Raw genomic sequence first — 16850 nt, forward strand, 5'->3', positions numbered from 1 at the left:
ATGAAACTTTTCGGGGGTGGAGAGAGGCGGTAGATTGGGGCGCCGTCGGCAAAGAGGTCGATTACTCTCTGGTGCGTGAGAGCCCGGTTGCGAGTTGGACCCGGGTTGCCTGGATGACCCACACTGGCGCGGAGGGGCAACATGGCCCTGGAGCACGCTTCCTAGCATTCTTTTCTGACAGGCGCCTATGCCGCCGGCGCGAACTGTTGAGGAGAGCAGCATGGATATTCTGTACGAGCGGGTGGCTGGCCTGGATGTGCACAAGGACACGGTCGTGGCCTGTGTGCGGATCATGGTCGACGGCAAGGCGCAGCGGGAGTGCCGGACCTTTGCAGCCGCGACTGAACAGCTTGGGGAGCTGCGAAGGTGGCTGGAAGAAAGCCGGTGCACGCATGTGGCGATGGAGGCGACGGGCGTCTACTGGATGCCAGTGTTCCGAATCCTGGGCGAAGGCGCCTTTGAACTGATCGTCGCCAATGCCGCGCACATCAAGAATGTGCCGGGACGCAAGACCGACATGAACGATGCGATGTGGATCGCCGATCTGTTGGCCTGCGGGCTGATCAAGGGCAGCTTCATTCCGGAGGAGGAGGTTCAGGAGTTGCGCGCGCTGACGCGGACGCGCAAGCAGCTGGTTCGCGAGCAGACGCGGCACGTGCAGCGGATCGAGAAGACGCTGGCAGAAGCCAACATCAAGCTTGGCTCAGTGATCTCCGACATCATGGGCGCGAGCGGCCGGCGGATCATCCAGGCGATGATTGAGGGCGTGCGGCAGCCCAACAAGCTGGCCGAGCTAGCCGGCAAGCAGATCAAGGCCTCGCCGAAGGAGCTCTACGACGCGTTGCACGGGCGGCTGACGGATCACCACCGCTTTCTGCTCGCGCTTCATCTGCAGCAGCGGGATGGCCTGGATGAGACGATTCGCAAGCTTGATGTCGAAATCGCTCAGCGGATCGAGTGCATGGAAGCGGAGGTCAACGGTGGCAAGATCCCCTTTCGCCACTTGATCGGATTGTTGACCACCATTCCCGGGGTCAGCGCGGTGGCGGCGCCGGCCATTCTGTCCGAGATCGGCGCCGACATGAGCCGCTTCCAGACCGCTGGCCATCTCGTCGCCTGGACCGGACTGTGTCCCGGACAGAACGAGAGCGCCGGCAAGCGCAAGTCCTCGCGCCTGCGCAAGGGCGCGCCGTGGCTCAAGACGATGCTCATTCAATGTGCCTGGGCTGCCAAGCGCACAAAGAACAGCTACTACCGGGCGCAGTTCTTCCGCTTGCAGGCCAAGCGCGGGCCGCAAAAGGCTATCTGCGCCGTCGCTGCCTCGATCCTCACCGCAATCTACCACATCCTCAAAGACGGCACGGAGCACCGCGACCTCGGCGCTGCTTACTTCGACCGCCGGCCCACGGAGGTCCAAGCAAGCCGCCTCGTCGCGCGCCTCAAAAAGCTGGGCTTCACCGTCCAACTCCAGCCCATCGCGGAGGCCGCCTGACGCTAAACCATCAGCCGTTTCTTCCTAGCGCAGCGAAGCAATCCAGAGTCCTTCCGCGGTGGCAGCCTGGATTGCTTCGCTTGCGCTCGCAATGACGGTGTTTGACGCATCGTCACGTTCGATCAATTCGCGCTTTAGCCCGCAGACACACTTCCGCATTCTCGCGGCTCATACTGCCCGAGCTTTGCTCTCGTCTTCGCACCCTCTTGAAGCAAGGGCGCAGGGAAGGCCGGGCGCCGGCTGCACCCGCAGTCCCGTGTGCAAAAAAGACGCGCACGGGGTGGACGACAGGTGACGCCGGAACGCCCGGCCTTCCCTGCGCGAATGGTTTTACGGCTTATGTCGCGCTCTCCCCGGGGAGCGATGCACTATTGCCCCCGTCGCCTTGCGGATCACTGATGTGCGGATCCGGTTGGACCACACACATCACCACAAGACTTGACGCACAGACCCCGGGCGTCAGGACCACACGATTTTGCCGTCCGCGCACATCCCCGCTCCTCGCTCCGATGACTGGCGTGCGCTCGCCACCGAAGCCGAACGAAGACGCTGTCAGCGCCGTGTCGTGCCGCGCTCGCCCTGCTCACGGAGCACCATTGAAGGAGTTCCGCCCTGCAGCTTGAAATGCGCGCCGACGCAGTCGCGGCCACCGCCTCCCTGCCCGCGCCTCGTGACGATCGCGAAACGCCCCTTTGTGGCGGGCGGGATAAGCACAACCTACGCTATATCCGAAATTCGGTAAATAGGAATATTTTTGCACGATGGGATTGACAGGGTGTTTTTGCCCGATGACATCTCCGCTACCGGGGCACCGGCGATGTCGTCGGGCGTCAAATTTACTGCAGCCTTTGCGCATTGCGCCGGCCGCGACCGCTTGCGATCTCCACTGCGCAGCTTCGTCAATGGTGCTGACGGTAATTCCCCGGAATTGCCGTTGCGACTGACCCGGTCTGGGATGCGTCATTCAACGCCCACTTCGAGACAGACGACTGCCCTGCCTCCGCATCGTACATCGGATCTGGAGATGATCATGCGCAACATAGCAACGGTGATGACAATCGTGATCTCGCTGAGCGCGCCGGCTTTGGCCCAAAAGGCCGAGATTGACGCGAACAATGCGAAATGGATCGAACTGTTCAACAAGGGCGATTTTTCCGGGATTGCATCCCTCTACAGCGCCGATGCGATCGCATTCCCGCCCGGCTCCGCGATGGTGCAGGGCCGAGCAGCCATCGAGGCAATGTGGAAGAGTATGGCCGAACAAGTGACCGATCCGAAGCTCACAACGGTGGATGTCAAACCGCTTGGCTCTTCCGCGGCACGCGAGATCGGCACGTTCGTCCTGACGACCAAGGGATCGCCGCCGCAGGAAGTGACTGGTAAATATGTCGTTGTGTGGGAGAAAGTCGGAGACGACTGGAAGCTCGCCACCGACATCTGGAACGACGGCAAATAGCCGTCTTACGGTTTGCAGGTCCGCTCTGCGCCGGAAGGCAGGGCAACCGCATGTGACGTCGGAGCTTTGGGTGCCAAAGCTTCCATGACCTGCTGTGAATGTTCGATGGCGCTTGCCGTGCGCCGGAAAGATCGCGGCCGCGCCCGATGACGGCGCGTTGGATCAAACCGCACCTGTTCATTCACCGTTGTTATTTGCGACGCCGGCGCTATCGTGCGCATGCGGCGCGGCCGCGACATTCATCCGACAATTCTAGTGATGGGAGAATCGCATGAAATTCATAACCACCTGGAGCGTACCCCAAGGCACCTTCAATGCAGCCGTCGCCCGCTTTCTGGAGACCGGTGGCGCGCCACCCGAGGGCGTCAAGATGCTGGGTCGTTGGCATGGCATGAATGGACAGGGATTTGCGATCTCTGAATCGAGTGATCCAAAAGCCATGTATCGTTGGCTCGCGCAATGGTCTGACCTGCTCCCATTGACCGTCACGCCTTGCCTCGAGGACGGAGACGCGGGCGAGGTGATGGCGTCACTCCCCAAACGTTGACCATCAAGCGTTCGTCATCGATACACACGTCACTGCCGCCGCCGAAACCGGCGGTAGTGACATGCTTACCATTGATGACGTCCTCACCAGTGATGACGTCGCCGCTAGCTGCTTGCGAGCACCAAGCAGGCCACGCCCGCGCCGAGACGGGCCGCCAAGGAGTTCAATCGCTCTCTGCCAATCCTGATCCATAAAGTCCTGTCACCTCCTAGGCCGGGACAGCCGCAAGATGTTGGCGAAGATGTAGAGATGTTGCCGAAATTGTCCCGGTGTTGCCGATATTGTCGTTAGACTTCGCGGCGCAAACGTGGACAATGCGCCCCCAAGCGCTTCGCGCGCGCAGTGCACATCAAGATGCGCCAGGGGAAACAAAATGCCGACTGCCTTCCCGTCGCCCGTACCCGCCATTCCGACCGCGCCTTTGACCGCCCAGCTCCGCGACGCGTTGCGCGCGATCGTCGGCGAGAAGGGATTTATCGAGGACGCGCACGACAAGCAGCCGTTCGTCACGGACTGGCGGGGGCTGCTGGTTGGCGGTGCCGGCGCCGTGGTGCGTCCTGGCAGTACCGAGGAAGTCTCGAAAGTGGTCCGGCTTTGCCATGAGCACGGCGTCGCGATCGTGCCACAGGGCGGCAACACCGGGCTGATGGGCGGCGCCACGCCCTGGCCTGCGCACACCGGCATCGTGCTGTCGCTCGGCCGCATGAACCGCGTGCTGGACGTCGATCCCGTCGGCTATGCGATGACGGTCGAGGCCGGCTGCGTCTTGCAGACGCTTCAGGAGATCGCGGCTGAACACGACAGGTTCCTGCCGCTCAGCCTTGGCGCCCAGGGCTCCTGCATGATCGGCGGCAATCTCTCGACCAACGCCGGCGGCGTGCAGGTGCTGCGCTATGGCAACGCGCGCAATCTCGTGCTCGGGCTCGAGGTCGTCCTGCCCAACGGCGACATCTGGAACGGATTGCGTGCGCTCAAGAAGGACAACACCGGCTACGACGTCAAGCACCTCTTCATGGGCGCCGAGGGGACGCTCGGCATCATCACCAAGGCCGTCCTCAAGCTATGGCCGGCGCCGAAGGACGTCTGCACCGCGTGGCTGGCGGTTCGCGATCCGCGCGCGGCGCTGGAGATCCTGTCCGAAGCGCATGCGGCATCCGAGGACCATGTCGGGTCCTGCGAGCTGCTGAGCCGCGCGGCCGTCGACCTCGTGATGCGCCACATTCCCGGCGTCCAGGATCCGCTCAAGGCGGATACGCCGTGGTACCTGCTGCTGGAATGGTCGTCCTCGCGTCCACGGCAGGACGGGGCCGATGGCATGTCCGAGAAGATGGAGCAGTTTCTCGCCGACCAGCTCGAGGCCGGTCGCGTGCTCGACGCGGTGATCGCGCAGACCGTCAGCCAATCGCGCAACATGTGGCGCATCCGGGAAGCCATGGCCGAGGCATCACGGGCCGAGGGGCCGGGGCTCAGTTACGATGTGTCGGTGGCGATCTCCAGAATTCCAGAGTTCATCGATAAGGGGCTCAAGGCCACTCTCGACATTCTCCCGTCCATTCGCCCCTATCCGCTGGGCCATATCGGCGACGGCAATCTGCATTTTTCGTTCATGGGGCCGAAGGACATGGATCAGCAGACGCTGAACCAATACACCGCCGCCATCACCCGCGCCGTGAACGATCTCATCACGTCCATGGGCGGCTCGATCTCGGCCGAGCACGGCATCGGCATCGAAAAGCTCGACGAGCTCAGCCACTACCGCTCGAAGACTGAGCTCGACATCATGCGTACCATCAAGCGCGCGCTCGACCCGCAGAACATCATGAATCCGGGCAAGGTGCTGCGGGTGTGATGGAGCCCGAGCACCTCGCCGCTGTCTCAGCCGCGCGGGTTGACGATGGTGTAGCCCCGCAACGAACGCGCGTGCATGCGCGTGGCATGGCCGCCCGAATTGGCGTCATAGGCCATCCACATGTCGCCGCCGAGGGGCTGCTCCAGAACGAAGACATGCCCGTGGCGCGCCGCAACCATTCCCGGCGCCGGCGACGTCCGCGGAAAACGCAGCCAGTTAGACGCGAGATTCAACTCCGGCACGATATGGCCGAACACGCGCAACGCCGCCCCACAGCCGCAGAAGGACGAGGGACAACCGGCCGGGCGGCCGCCAATGACGCGATCACCGGAGACGCTGATGGTCGTGGCGGTGTTACCCGCGTCCGTCACCGTCATTTGCGTTGCGCGATAGGCTTGCAATGACGGCCTGCGCGTCCGCTCGCGGCGCGGCTGCGCATACGAGAAGTCGCAGGGCATGGTGACGTTGCACTCAGACGCTTGAAAATTGCGAGAGGGCCGCGCTTCCGAGGCAACTGAACTAACGGCAACGAAGAAACACGCAGAAATAACTACCTTGATCATTGCAGGACTCCGGTTGGAGGGCCTGCCCCGGTCGCGAGCTACCAATATCGGTTTGGCCGAAATGGGCCAGAAACGCGGCGGAAAATGGCTGGATTTGGGTGTACCTAATCTGGATTAACTCTCCGGCGAGTGGACAGGACGCACATCGCGCAACAACCGTCATTGGCGGGCTCGTCGCAACGACAGCTCGGCGCTACGGCCGGATCGTCATGTTCTCCGGCGGTCCTGCCTTTCGCAGCGGCTCGGCGAGCCGCGCGAATTCGCAGAGCAGCGAGCGCGTCTTGCGCGGGTCGATGATCTCCTCGACCCAGAATTTCTCGGCCGAGCGGAACGGCGAGCGCAGCTTGTTGAGGCGTTCCTGGATCTCGTTGAGCTTGGCCGCCTTGTCCTCGGCCGCGTCGATGTCGGCGCGGTAGGCGGCCTCGATGCCGCCTTCGAGCGGCAGCGAGCCCCAATAGGCCGACGGCCAGGCGTAGCGGATCGAGAAACGGTCGGCCGGCTGATGCACGACGCCGGCGACGCCGAAGGCGTTGCGCAGGATCACGGTGCACCAGGGCACGGTGGTCTGGTTGACCGCGGCCATGGCGCGCACGCCATGGCGGATGGTCGCCGCCTTCTCGGCATCGAGGCCGATCATGAAGCCGGGGCAATCCATGAGATAGACGATCGGCAGATGGAAGGTCTCGGCGAAGTCGACCCAGCGCACCACCTTCTGGCAGGCATCCGCCGTCCAGGAGCCGCCATAGTGGAAGCTGTCGCTGGCGAGCAGCATCACCGCCCTGCCCTCGAGCCGCGCCAGGCCAACGATGATCGGCTTGCCGAAATTCGAGGCGACCTCGAAGAACGAGCCCTTGTCGACGACCTGGTCGATGATCGGCCGCATCTTGTAGACCTGCTTGCGGTCGCGCGGTACCGCATTCATCAGCGCCTCTTCGCTCCGCTCCGGATTGTCGGTGCAGGGCAAGGTCGGCGGCAGCTCGTAGACCGATGACGGCAGATAGGACAGGAAACGGCGCGCGCAGGCAAACGCCTCCTCCTCGGTGTCGACGGCATGATCGACCGCGCCGGCCTTGGTCTGGATGTCGGCGCCGCCGAGCTCCTCCTTCGAGAGATTCTGCCCCAGCGCCTTCACCACCGGCGGGCCTGCGACGAACATCGCGGACGTCCGGGTCATGATGGAATAGTGGCTGGCGGCCAGACGCGCCGCGCCCAGGCCCGCAACCGAGCCGAGGCCGAGAGCGACCACCGGCACGCGCGAGAGATTCTCCGTCGTGAAGCGATACCAGCGGGTGCCGCCGATGCCGCCCGGCAGATTGGCCGCGCCCTTGGTCTCGATGGTCTTGACCGAGCCGCCGCCGCCGGAGCCCTCGATGATACGGACGATGGGCAGACGGAAGTCGTGCGCCATCTCCTCCGCCATCAAGGGCTTTGCCGAGATCGACGCATCCGCCGAACCGCCGCGCACGGTGAAATCGTCGCCGACCACGACCACGGTGCGGCCGTCGACGCGTGCGCGGCCGAACACGCAGTTCGCTGGCGTCACGGTTTTCAGCTCGCCCGTGGGATCATACTCACCGATGCCGGAGACGGCACCGATCTCGTGGAAGCTGCCCTTGTCGATCAGTTTGTCGATGCGTTCCCGAACAGTCAGCCGGCCCTGGTCATGCTGTCGCTTGACCTTGTCAACGCCGCCCATCTCCCGCGCGAAGGCTTCGCGCCGGGCGAGCTCGTCGAGTTCCGGCTTCCAGTTCATTCACTCCCTCCGAATTGATCGGCTTGTTATTGTTATGCACGGCCATTGCGACCGGTTTGCGCGAGATGCGGTTGGCGAAGACGTCGCCTTCCGCGCCCTCCATCAGGCTGCCGAGCGAACGGCCGAGCGCCACCATCAGCGGCGCGACTTCGGCATGCAGACGCTGCTCGTCATACATCGCCGAGAGAAGGCCGATCGTGACGACCACGAAGGTCTGATACTGCGGCGACCAGATCGGCACCGCGAGCCCGTTGATGTGCGGACTCCACAGGCCGCAGGCCGTGACATAGCCGCGCTCGCGCAGCGACTGCCGGTTGGCCTCGATGCGGGGCCGCAGGATTTTTGCAGCCTCCGGCGCTTCGCGCTCCATTTCCGCGATGTAGGCATCGCCGACTTCCGGCGACAAGGCCGCGGTGTAGGCCGCGCCCGCAGCCGTGGAGGCCATCGAGATGCGGCTGCCGGTGCCTTCGTGCAGACCAAGCGCAGAGGCAGAACGCGCGAACTGGAGATAGACGAGATGGAAGCGATCGGGCACGACGAAGCCGACGGTGCCGGGCAATTGCTCGGCGACTTCCTGCAACCGCTGGCGGATCATGCTGCGCAGCTGCGCGCCCTTCATCATCGAGGCGCTCATCGCCACCGCGCTCGGTCCGATCCGATATTTCTGATCGCGCGGCAGATAGACCAGCTGGCCCATGCGCGTCAGCGTGTGCGTAAGCCGCGACACTGTCGAGCGGGGCAAGCCGCAGCGATTTGAAATCTCGAGATTGCCGAGCCTGCTATCGTGGCCCTCGAAGCATCGCAACACGTCGAACGCGCGCGACACCACCTGGATGACATCACCCTCACCGGCATCGCCAGCGAGTGCACCTTGCCTACTCAACCGCTCCGAACGTCGTCCCATGATCCCTACCGTCTGTTCCGCTCTGCGGAATTAAATTCCGCTTGCAGACGACGCTACCTCAGGCATTTTGCCACCACAACAAAAAGGCGGTGGCATGCCAGAAATTAAGATCGTCACGGAGGTTGCCGGTCGCATCTGCGCAACTCCCGTGCAAGTTGGAGGAACCGTCGGCGATGGCGATGACGTTGTGGTCGTCGAAGCCATGAAGATGGAGATACCGGTGCCGGCGCCTGCATCAGGAACGCTCACATCACTGCTCGTGAAGATCGACGACCTCGTTGCCGAAGGTCAGACAATCGCGATCGTCGCGAGCTGAGCACGCGCCGCCTGCGGCCTCTCATCCGCGACAATCTGAAACAGATGATATTGCGCTTCTGCGCGGCGTCTTGCGTTCGGGCGTTACGGCGGACCATGGCGCTGGCGGGTTGCGCGTGCCCTGATTGCGTTGCACAAGGGAGCCGATGATAGCGCAACCGCCGCCCGCCTCCGCCTGGACCCGCTCGAAGCCGCCGCTGCTGCGGTTTCTCGACACGTGCCTCAATGAATTCTCCGCGGAGACTTCAGGCGCGGTCGCCGACTACATTCCCGAGCTGAGCAAGGCCGACCCAGCCTGTTTCGGCATCAGCCTCGCCACCCTCGACGGCCATGTCTACGAGGTCGGCGACAGCCGGGTGCCCTTCACCATCCAGTCGATGTCGAAGCCGTTCGTGTTCGCCCTGGCGCTGGATCTTCTGGGTGCAGGCAAGGTCGAGAGCGCGATCGGTGTCGAGCCCTCGGGCGATCCCTTCAACTCGATCCGGCTCAACTCCGAAAACCATCCGTTCAACCCGATGGTCAATGCCGGCGCAATCGCCTGCACCGGGCTGATCCATGCCAGCAAGGGCACTGACGCTTTCGAGCAGATCCGGCTCGCGCTCAGCCGGTTTGCCGGGCGCGATCTCGCCGTGGACGAGGCCGTGTACACGTCGGAAAGCCAGACCGGCGACCGCAACCGCGCGATCGGCTATCTGCTGAAGACCAATGCGGTGATCTCGGACAACGTCGCCGGCGTGCTCGACGTTTATTTTCGGCAATGCGCGGTGCTGGTGACCGCGCGCGACATCGCGGTGATGGCGGCGACGCTCGCCAATCGCGGCGTCAACCCGGTCACGGGCGAGCAGGTGCTGACGCCGTATGCGATCTCGCGCACGCTGTCGGTGATGACGTCCTCGGGCATGTACGACTATGCCGGCGAGTGGATCTACCGGATCGGCATTCCCGCCAAGAGCGGCGTCGGCGGCGGCATTCTGGCGGCGCTCCCCGCCCGTCTCGGTCTCGGCAGCTATTCGCCAAGGCTCGACAAGCACGGCAACAGCGTGCGCGGCATCAAGGTCTGCGAGGCGCTGTCCTCGCATTACGACCTGCACATGCTCAACCGCAGCGACGACGCCCGCAACGCCGTGATCGCCGACTACGACATCGGCAAGAGCCCGTCACGCCGCGTCCGCCGCCAGCAGGAGCGCGACATTCTCGTAGCCCACGAGCAGGAGGTGCGGGTCATCGAGCTGGTCGGGACGCTGTCGCTCTCGGCGGTCGACTACGTCTCGCGCCGTCTGGCCGAACGGCCGCGGCCGCAATTCGTGATCTTCGATCTGCACCGCGTCACCGCCACCACCCGCGCCGGCGCGCGCCTCGTGGCCGAAGCCTTCGAGGAGCTCGCCGCACTGAACGTCACCGTGGTGATATCCGGCGTCCGCCGCGCCTCCAAGGAATGGAACACGCTGCGGGAGTGGACCGCCGAGCTGAAGAATGTCCGCGACTTCTATCTGCTCGACACCGCGATCGAATGGGCCGAAGACCAGATCGTCTACCGCTATGGCGGCTCGATCGATTTTCACGAGACCACCGAATTGTCCGAACAACCGCTGCTCGACGGCCTCGGCGCCGAAGAGCTGACGGACCTCGCCTCGATCTGCACGATCCGGACTTATCAGTCCGGAGCAAAGATCCTCACGACAGGCGATCCCGCCGACGCCCTGTTCTTCCTGCGCAGCGGCGCGGTGCACGTCACCCTGCCCGACGGCGTCAGGCTGGCGACGCTCACCGCCGGCATGGCCTTTGGCGAGATGGCGCTGATCGAGACTGCCCGCTCCGCCGACGTGTTCGCGGACATGGCGGCGACCGCGTACGAAGTCCCGCTGAAGGATTTTGAGCGTTTTCGCCGGCAGCACCCGCGTGCCTCCGAGCGCATCATGCGCAACCTGGCGCAGCTCCTGGCCGATCGCCTGATCGTCGCCAACACCAAGGTCGACATCCTGACGTCGACGTGAGCGGCGCCTAGCGGCTCGCCGCCTCGCTGAGCCGTCGCCTGATCTTGGCGGCGCTGGCCTTGAGCAGTTCGGATGGTTGCTGGCCAGTCGCGGCGCACAGGCAGGCCCAGTAGTAGATGACATCGCCGAGCTCGTCGACGAGACCCGCCTTGTCGAGCCAGTCGTCGCGCAACAGCTTCTTGATATGGTCGGCGACCTCGCCGGATTCACCGGCGAGGCCGAGCCCAAGATAGGACAGGCGCTCGTTCGAAGGGTGCTCATCGACTTTCGCAATGGTTGCGGCCCAGGCCGCATATTCATCGATCGTCATGACCATTCCTCGCTGCAAGCCTTGGATCAGCCTACCACTTCGGTGACGGGCTGGAGATCGATCTCAAATGTCTCCAGGAACTTTGACGTCATGATGTAGAAACCGACCGAGAGCTGCAGCTCGACCAGTGCCGCCGGCGTCAGTTTTGCGGCAATCGCCTTGAAGGTTGCATCCGTCGGCTTCTTCAGCTTGACGATCTCGTCGGTGAAGGCAAGCGCGGCGCGCTGCGTCTCGTCGAAACAGCTCGCGGCCTGCCAGTTTTCCAGCGCCTCGTTCTGCGCGTCGGTGACGCCGACGTTCTTGCCGATGCGCTTGTGCGCGACGATTTCGTACGGCGCCTCGCACAAAATGCCGGTGCGCGTGATCGCGAGCTCGCGCACGATCGGATCGAGCTCGCCCTTGTGGCGGATGGCGCCGCCGAGGCGGCAGTACTGCTCAAAATAGCTCGGCGAATGCGACATCATGCGGAAGATGTTGGCATTGCGGTTCTTGTCGAGGATTTCGCGGGTGCGGTCGGACGCCTTGGAGGGATCGCTGTAGCCGATGCGGGCCATGATTTTCCTTGAGTTTTTCCTGAAGCTTTTGATGCTTGTTGTCGTTGCCGGAATAAGTTCCCAAAAACTCTATTCGCGCTCGACCGCAGGAGCAACATTATCGAGTCAAAATGCCGCCGCATTGCTGATCGACCCTGGCACGGTCGATATTCGCCGCGTGGGGACTTAAATCGCGGCGAATACTCGAAGTGGGGTGTTCCGAGTAAAATAGTTGGCCGTCTTTGCGCTCACCGCGCAACGATGAGTCACGCCCAAGTCTAGGGAGAAAACGGCATGAAGGAAGCCACCAAGGGGGCGGCCTCGGAAGCGCTCGCGCATATGCTGGCGGTGATGGCGATGCTCGTCATCGCCAGCATCCTGTTCTACGGGCGTTGAGGTAGAGTTCCAGAGTTTTCGTCATTCCGGGGTGGCTCTCGCACAAGCCAGGCCCAGAATACCCGTTCCAGGCTCGGTCCCCGGACCGCCCCCGAATGACGGAATCCCGCTACGTCTTCTTCTTCGCAAAGAACGGGACCAGCCTGCCGGCCGTAGGACGTGAGGCCGACACCGGTGATGAAGCTCATGCTGCCTCCCTACCCCGGCGCCGAGCGCGTGGCGCCATCGCGGACCATGGCGGCGATCTCATCAGCGGAGTAGCCGATCTCGCGCAAAATCTCCGCGCCGTGCTCGTTGAGCCGCGGCGCCAGCCGCACCGGCTCGGCCTCGGTCTCCGACCAGGTCGCCGTGACCTTCATGCTGCGGATCGGGCCTTCGGTCGGATGATTGACGACCGGGAAGAAGCCGGTCGCCTCCAGGTGCTCGTCGTGCAGGACCGAGGCGAGATCGTGCATCGGCATGACAGGCACGTCGGCCTTGGTCAGCAGCTCGATCCACTCGGCCGTGGTGCGCGTCTCGAAGATGCGCGCGAGCTCGGCATAGACAACGTCGATATCGGCGGCGCGGCCGGCAAACGTCGCGAATTTGGGATCGGCGCGCAGATCGTCGCGCCCCGTCGCCTTGAAGAAGTTCTCCCACTGCTTGTCGTTGTAGACGATGACGCTGAGATAGCCGTCCGAGGTCTTGTACGGCCTGCGGTCGCGCGCGAGATGGCGGGCATAGCCGCCCTTGTCGAGCGGCGGCTCGTAGGTGAGCCCGCCCATGTGATCGCCCATGACGAAGCCGGCCATGGTCTCGAACATCGGGATATCGACGCGCTGGCCGCGTCCGGTGCGGTCGCGATGCACGAGGCTGGCGCAGATCGCGCCGACGGCGGTGAGGCCGACGATGCGGTCGACCAGCGCATTCGGCACGTAGCGCGGCACGCCGTCGCCAGTCTGCGCCATCAGCGCCGGCAGCGCGGTGGCGCCCTGGATCAGATCGTCATAGGCGGGTTTTGCGGCATAGGGCCCGTCCTGGCCGAAGCCGAATACGCCGGCATAGACGAGGCGCGGATTGATCGCCGAGACGACATCATAGCCGAGCTGAAGCCGCGCCATCGCTTGCGGACGGACGTTGTAGACGAGGACGTCGGCATCCTTCACGAGCCGCAGCACGGCCTCGCGGCCTGCGGGCTTCTTCAGGTCAAGGCAGATCGAGCGCTTGCTGCGGTTGGTGTTGAGGAACACCGGCCCCATGCCGGCGTGCCGCATCGGGCCGATCAGGCGGGTGACGTCGCCATCGAGCGGCTCCACCTTGATCACGTCGGCCCCGTAGTCGCCGAGCATCTGGGTCGCATAGGGTCCCATCAGCACGGTGGTCATGTCGACGACCTTGATGCCCTTCAGCGGCCCCATTCGTTCGCTCCCGATTGCGCGGGCTCAAGATGCGCCTCGCGATTTCGGTCCAGCTAACGGCAGTGACGCCGCGCGCGCAAGGGCGGCCGGCGTATGGCCGCATGCGCGGCAATGCGACCGCTATTTCTTCTCGCGGGATTCGCGGATCTTGATGAGACGGTCGAGCTCGTCGTTCTGCTGGCTAATGCGGTCAGCGATCCGCGACTCATTCTGCTCGCCCGAGGCGGCGGCAGCCTGCTCGATCAGCTGGCGGATATTGTCCTCGAGGATCGCGATACGATCGTTGAGTTGGTCAGTCGAGAGATAGTCGTAGTCGCTGCTCATGATGTCGTCCTAGCAATCAGGAGACGTAGGGTGGGCCAAGCGAAGCGGGCCCACCATGATCTGGCGCAAGGAAAGATGGTGGGCACGGCGCATAGCGCCTTTGCCCACCCTACGAGACCTACTTCAGCGGCTCAAGGACGGAGACGTAATTGGCGACGGCAGCGCCGCCCATGTTGAAGATGCCGCCGAGCTTTGGGTTCTTGAGCTGCATGCCCTCGGGCGCTTGCCCTGCGAGCTGCATCGCGGTCATCACATGCATGGAGACGCCGGTGGCGCCGATCGGATGGCCCTTTGCCTTCAACCCGCCGGACGGGTTGACCGGCAGCTTGCCGTCCTTGAGCGTCCAGCCTTCCTTGATGGCGCGGGCGCCCTGCCCCTTCGGCGTCAGGCCCATCGCTTCGTACTCGATCAGCTCGGCGACGGTGAAGCAGTCATGGGTCTCGACGAAGGAGAGATCGGTGAGCGCAACGCCCGCCTGCTCCAGCGCGCGCTGCCAGGCGACCGTGCAGCCCTCGAACTGGAGGATGTCGCGCTTGGACATCGGCAGGAAGTCCTGCGCGTGCGCGGTGGCGCGGAAGCCGATCGACTTGCCCATGCCCTTGGCGGTCTCGGCATCGGCCAGCACCAGCGCAGCCGCGCCGTCGGAGACCAGCGAGCAGTCGGTGCGCTTCAAGGGACCCGCGACATACGGGTTCTTCTCGCTCTCGGCGCGGCAGAAGTCGAAGCCAAAATCCTTCCGCATCTGGGCGAAGGGATTGGCAACGCCGTTCTTGTGGTTCTTGGCCGCGATCAGCGCCAGCGCATCGGACTGGTCGCCGTATTTCTGGAAGTAGGAGCTGGCGATCTTGCCGAACACGCCGGCGAAACCGCCGACGGTGTCACCGTCCTCAGGCAGATAGGATGCCTTGAGAAGGTTCTTGCCGATCTCCGGTCCCGGGGTGCGCGTCATCTGCTCGACGCCGACCACCAGCACGATCTTGGCGGCACCTGCGGCGATCGCGCGCAGGCCCTGGTGGACCGCGGCGGAGCCGGTGGCGCAGGCGTTCTCGACGCGGGTCGCCCGCTTGAAGCGCAGATTTGGGTCGGCCTGGAGCACCAGCGAGGCGGTAAAATCCTGCGCCGAGAAGCCGGCGTTGAAATGGCCGAGCACGATCTCGTCAACGTCGGAGGCCGAAATGCCGGCATCGGCCATCGCCTCGTTGGCGACGCGCGTGACGAGGCTTTCGACGGTTTCGGTGTCGAACTTGCCGAACGGCGTATGCGCCCATCCGACGATGCTGGCGGTCATGGCCTTTTCTCCCTGGCGGTCTCTTGCTGACCTAAGTCTTAGCCCAGCGATGGCAAGACTTCACGCGGCTTTCAGCGCCTGGAGGGTGCGCTGGCAGATGGCAGTTATGCCGGCCCAGTTCCCGGCCCTGATCTCCGCCGTCGGGCACAGCCAGGAACCGCCGACCGCAACCACGTTGGGCTCGGCCAGCCAGGTCGCCGCATTGGCCTCGCCGACCCCACCGGTCGGGCAGAACCGCACGTTCGGAAACGGCCCGCCCAGCGAGCGCAGCCCCTTGATGCCGCCGGCCTGCTCGGCCGGGAAGAACTTCGCGACGTCGAAGCCGTAGGACAGCGCCATCATCAGCTCAGACGCTGTGGCAATGCCCGGCGCAAACGGCAAGGAGCTATCGGTGGCGGCCTTCAGCAGTTCCGGGGTCAGGCCCGGGCTGATGCCGAACGCGACGCCGAGTTTCTCGACACGGGTAAAGTCTGCCGGATTGAGAATCGTGCCGATGCCGACGACCGCCTCGGGGACTTCAGCCATCATCGCCCGCGCCGCCTCGATCGCAACAGGGGTGCGCAGGGTCACCTCCAGCGTGCGGACGCCACCGGCCACCAGCGCACGCGCCAGCGGCACGGCATCCTGGATACGCTCGATGGTGAGGACGGGAATGACGGTCGCGGCCTTGAACAGCGCGACGAGGTGGTTCTGTTGGGCGGTGGTGGTCATCTTGGCTTTCGTTTCACTTGGTCGCTTGACGCGTGGTCGCCGGCCGGTGCCGCTTCTTCGGCGGCATGGCATAGCCCGGAATGATGGCACCGGGATAGCAGATCACGAGGCTCGCGAGGCGATGCCCGGCCTGGGCCGCCTCGACGGCATCGGAACCGCCGAGCCGGGCCGCGATATAGGCCGCGGCAAAGCTGTCGCCGGCTGCCGTGGTGTCAACGACCGGCTTGGTCATTGGTTCGGCGCGGACTTCACTCGTGCCGCCGGGAAAGCGCAGCAGACTGACGGGCTCGGCGAGCCGGAACACCAGCTCGGGCGTCGGGATGCGCGCCATCAGCTGCTCAGGGCTCTCGCCGGGATAAAGCGCCAGCAGATCCTCGGTCGAGGTCAGCACGATGTCGGCTACCGCAAACGCCGCGGCAAACACCTCGCGCGCGACATCGCGGTCGGGCCAGCCGCGCGCACGGAAATTCGTGTCGAACACGAAGCGGGTGCCGAGCAGTCGGGCGCGCTTGATCGCCGCGAACAGGCGATCGCGTCCCGTAGCGTCGTAGATCGAGAGCGTGATCGCGGAGAGATAGATGATGTCGTAGCTCATCAGCGAGTTGAGCAGCTCGTCGGTCTCCGGCAGGCTCATCAGCTGGCGCGCCGCCGCGCTGTCGCGCCAGTGGAAGAACTGGCGTTCGCCGTTGGCATCGAGCTGAATCATGTAGAGGCCGGGCAGCTTGCCCGGCAGCCGCACCACGCGCCGCGTGCCGACGCCCTCGGCATTCCAGGCCGCGATCATCTCCTCGCTCATGCCGTCGTCGCCGAGCGCGGTGAGATAGTCGACCTTGACCTCGAGCCGCGCCAGATACACCGCCGTGTTGAGGGTGTCACCGCCAAAGCCGCGCGAGAACAGGCCACCGCCCTGCCCGGCAGACTGCCCCGAGGATTGTCCTCCCTGGGCCTGCCGGAGCTCGACCATGCATTCACCGATGCAAGCTACGCTCGCCATCGTCATATCCACGCTGTTCATCTC

General features: G+C 64.3%; 17 protein-coding genes. 7 read left to right on the forward strand and 10 right to left on the reverse strand.

Going from position 1 to position 16850, the window contains the following annotated elements:
- The first annotated feature begins 220 nt into the window (after positions 1-220).
- The 4 genes from JJC00_RS23620 (at position 221) to JJC00_RS23635 (ending at position 5344) form a co-directional block, all read left to right on the forward strand.
- Positions 221-1492, forward strand: a complete 1272-nt coding sequence (locus tag JJC00_RS23620) for an IS110 family transposase (RefSeq protein WP_200473943.1) — start codon at positions 221-223, stop codon at positions 1490-1492.
- A gap of 775 nt (positions 1493-2267) precedes the next feature.
- Positions 2268-2948, forward strand: coding sequence for a YybH family protein (locus JJC00_RS38250; protein ID WP_246773892.1), 681 nt, complete (start codon positions 2268-2270; stop codon positions 2946-2948).
- 271 nt (positions 2949-3219) lie between these two features.
- Complete coding sequence (locus JJC00_RS23630; RefSeq protein ID WP_018319867.1) at positions 3220-3495, forward strand: DUF3303 domain-containing protein; 276 nt, start codon at positions 3220-3222, stop codon at positions 3493-3495.
- A 373-nt stretch (positions 3496-3868) separates the two neighbouring features.
- Positions 3869-5344: an FAD-binding oxidoreductase gene (locus tag JJC00_RS23635; protein ID WP_200468315.1), complete on the forward strand. Its 1476-nt coding sequence runs from the start codon at positions 3869-3871 to the stop codon at positions 5342-5344.
- A 26-nt stretch (positions 5345-5370) separates the two neighbouring features.
- Here the strand turns inward: JJC00_RS23635 and JJC00_RS23640 are convergent, their stop codons facing one another.
- The 3 genes from JJC00_RS23640 to JJC00_RS23650 form a co-directional block, all read right to left on the reverse strand.
- Positions 5371-5721 (reverse strand): hypothetical protein, encoded by a 351-nt coding sequence (locus tag JJC00_RS23640; protein ID WP_349643513.1) that lies wholly within the window; start codon positions 5719-5721, stop codon positions 5371-5373.
- A 379-nt stretch (positions 5722-6100) separates the two neighbouring features.
- A complete protein-coding gene (locus JJC00_RS23645) occupies positions 6101-7660 on the reverse strand; it encodes an acyl-CoA carboxylase subunit beta (protein ID WP_200468317.1) in 1560 nt (519 codons plus the stop codon).
- The gene (locus JJC00_RS23650; RefSeq protein ID WP_200468318.1) at positions 7590-8564 is read right to left on the reverse strand and encodes an IclR family transcriptional regulator; all 975 of its coding nucleotides are present in this window, start codon (positions 8562-8564) and stop codon (positions 7590-7592) included. Before JJC00_RS23650 ends, JJC00_RS23645 begins: the two co-directional genes overlap by 71 nt.
- Before the next feature lie 94 nt (positions 8565-8658).
- Here JJC00_RS23650 and JJC00_RS23655 point away from each other — a divergent pair, with 94 nt between their 5' ends.
- Both JJC00_RS23655 and glsA read left to right on the forward strand, forming a co-directional pair.
- Complete coding sequence (locus JJC00_RS23655; protein ID WP_200468319.1) at positions 8659-8880, forward strand: biotin/lipoyl-containing protein; 222 nt, start codon at positions 8659-8661, stop codon at positions 8878-8880.
- Positions 8881-9025: 145 nt separating this feature from the next.
- The gene (gene glsA, locus JJC00_RS23660) at positions 9026-10873 is read left to right on the forward strand and encodes a glutaminase A (protein WP_200468320.1); all 1848 of its coding nucleotides are present in this window, start codon (positions 9026-9028) and stop codon (positions 10871-10873) included.
- Positions 10874-10880: 7 nt separating this feature from the next.
- Here the strand turns inward: glsA and JJC00_RS23665 are convergent, their stop codons facing one another.
- Both JJC00_RS23665 and JJC00_RS23670 read right to left on the reverse strand, forming a co-directional pair.
- Positions 10881-11183 carry a nucleoside triphosphate pyrophosphohydrolase family protein gene (locus tag JJC00_RS23665; protein ID WP_200468321.1) on the reverse strand — a complete coding sequence of 101 codons (303 nt, stop codon included), beginning with the start codon at positions 11181-11183 and terminating at the stop codon, positions 10881-10883.
- 26 nt (positions 11184-11209) lie between these two features.
- Entirely contained in the window at positions 11210-11737 is a 528-nt protein-coding gene (locus tag JJC00_RS23670; RefSeq protein WP_200468322.1) for a carboxymuconolactone decarboxylase family protein, read from the reverse strand.
- Between JJC00_RS23670 and JJC00_RS23675 the strand changes: the two genes are divergently transcribed.
- The gene (locus tag JJC00_RS23675) at positions 11736-11906 is read left to right on the forward strand and encodes a hypothetical protein (protein ID WP_200468323.1); all 171 of its coding nucleotides are present in this window, start codon (positions 11736-11738) and stop codon (positions 11904-11906) included. The two genes, JJC00_RS23670 and JJC00_RS23675, sit on opposite strands and share 2 nt — an antisense overlap.
- Before the next feature lie 403 nt (positions 11907-12309).
- Here the strand turns inward: JJC00_RS23675 and JJC00_RS23680 are convergent, their stop codons facing one another.
- The 5 genes from JJC00_RS23680 to JJC00_RS23700 form a co-directional block, all read right to left on the reverse strand.
- The gene (locus JJC00_RS23680; protein ID WP_200468324.1) at positions 12310-13509 is read right to left on the reverse strand and encodes a CaiB/BaiF CoA transferase family protein; all 1200 of its coding nucleotides are present in this window, start codon (positions 13507-13509) and stop codon (positions 12310-12312) included.
- A 120-nt stretch (positions 13510-13629) separates the two neighbouring features.
- Entirely contained in the window at positions 13630-13833 is a 204-nt protein-coding gene (locus JJC00_RS23685; RefSeq protein ID WP_200468325.1) for a hypothetical protein, read from the reverse strand.
- 118 nt (positions 13834-13951) lie between these two features.
- A complete protein-coding gene (locus JJC00_RS23690; protein WP_200468326.1) occupies positions 13952-15121 on the reverse strand; it encodes an acetyl-CoA acetyltransferase in 1170 nt (389 codons plus the stop codon).
- Between the two features lie 60 nt (positions 15122-15181).
- Entirely contained in the window at positions 15182-15832 is a 651-nt protein-coding gene (gene eda, locus JJC00_RS23695; protein WP_200468327.1) for a bifunctional 4-hydroxy-2-oxoglutarate aldolase/2-dehydro-3-deoxy-phosphogluconate aldolase, read from the reverse strand.
- 13 nt (positions 15833-15845) lie between these two features.
- Positions 15846-16826, reverse strand: coding sequence for a sugar kinase (locus JJC00_RS23700; RefSeq protein ID WP_200468328.1), 981 nt, complete (start codon positions 16824-16826; stop codon positions 15846-15848).
- Positions 16827-16850 lie beyond the last annotated feature (24 nt).

Source organism: Bradyrhizobium diazoefficiens (genome assembly GCF_016616885.1).
GTDB classification, from domain to species: Bacteria; Pseudomonadota; Alphaproteobacteria; order Rhizobiales; family Xanthobacteraceae; genus Bradyrhizobium; species Bradyrhizobium diazoefficiens_F.

Coding starts and splice junctions, on each gene's coding strand:
- JJC00_RS23675 (WP_200468323.1), top strand. CDS start 11,736: ATGATTTTCCTTGAGTTTTTCCTGAAGCTTTTGATGCTTGTTGTCGTT.
- JJC00_RS23635 (WP_200468315.1), top strand. CDS start 3,869: ATGCCGACTGCCTTCCCGTCGCCCGTACCCGCCATTCCGACCGCGCCT.
- JJC00_RS23645 (WP_200468317.1), bottom strand. CDS start 7,660: ATGAACTGGAAGCCGGAACTCGACGAGCTCGCCCGGCGCGAAGCCTTC.
- JJC00_RS23630 (WP_018319867.1), top strand. CDS start 3,220: ATGAAATTCATAACCACCTGGAGCGTACCCCAAGGCACCTTCAATGCA.
- JJC00_RS23665 (WP_200468321.1), bottom strand. CDS start 11,183: ATGACGATCGATGAATATGCGGCCTGGGCCGCAACCATTGCGAAAGTC.
- JJC00_RS23650 (WP_200468318.1), bottom strand. CDS start 8,564: ATGGGACGACGTTCGGAGCGGTTGAGTAGGCAAGGTGCACTCGCTGGC.
- JJC00_RS23620 (WP_200473943.1), top strand. CDS start 221: ATGGATATTCTGTACGAGCGGGTGGCTGGCCTGGATGTGCACAAGGAC.
- JJC00_RS23700 (WP_200468328.1), bottom strand. CDS start 16,826: ATGGCGAGCGTAGCTTGCATCGGTGAATGCATGGTCGAGCTCCGGCAG.
- JJC00_RS23640 (WP_349643513.1), bottom strand. CDS start 5,721: ATGACGGTGACGGACGCGGGTAACACCGCCACGACCATCAGCGTCTCC.
- JJC00_RS23670 (WP_200468322.1), bottom strand. CDS start 11,737: ATGGCCCGCATCGGCTACAGCGATCCCTCCAAGGCGTCCGACCGCACC.
- JJC00_RS23655 (WP_200468319.1), top strand. CDS start 8,659: ATGCCAGAAATTAAGATCGTCACGGAGGTTGCCGGTCGCATCTGCGCA.
- glsA (WP_200468320.1), top strand. CDS start 9,026: ATGATAGCGCAACCGCCGCCCGCCTCCGCCTGGACCCGCTCGAAGCCG.
- eda (WP_200468327.1), bottom strand. CDS start 15,832: ATGACCACCACCGCCCAACAGAACCACCTCGTCGCGCTGTTCAAGGCC.
- JJC00_RS23690 (WP_200468326.1), bottom strand. CDS start 15,121: ATGACCGCCAGCATCGTCGGATGGGCGCATACGCCGTTCGGCAAGTTC.
- JJC00_RS23685 (WP_200468325.1), bottom strand. CDS start 13,833: ATGAGCAGCGACTACGACTATCTCTCGACTGACCAACTCAACGATCGT.
- JJC00_RS23680 (WP_200468324.1), bottom strand. CDS start 13,509: ATGGGGCCGCTGAAGGGCATCAAGGTCGTCGACATGACCACCGTGCTG.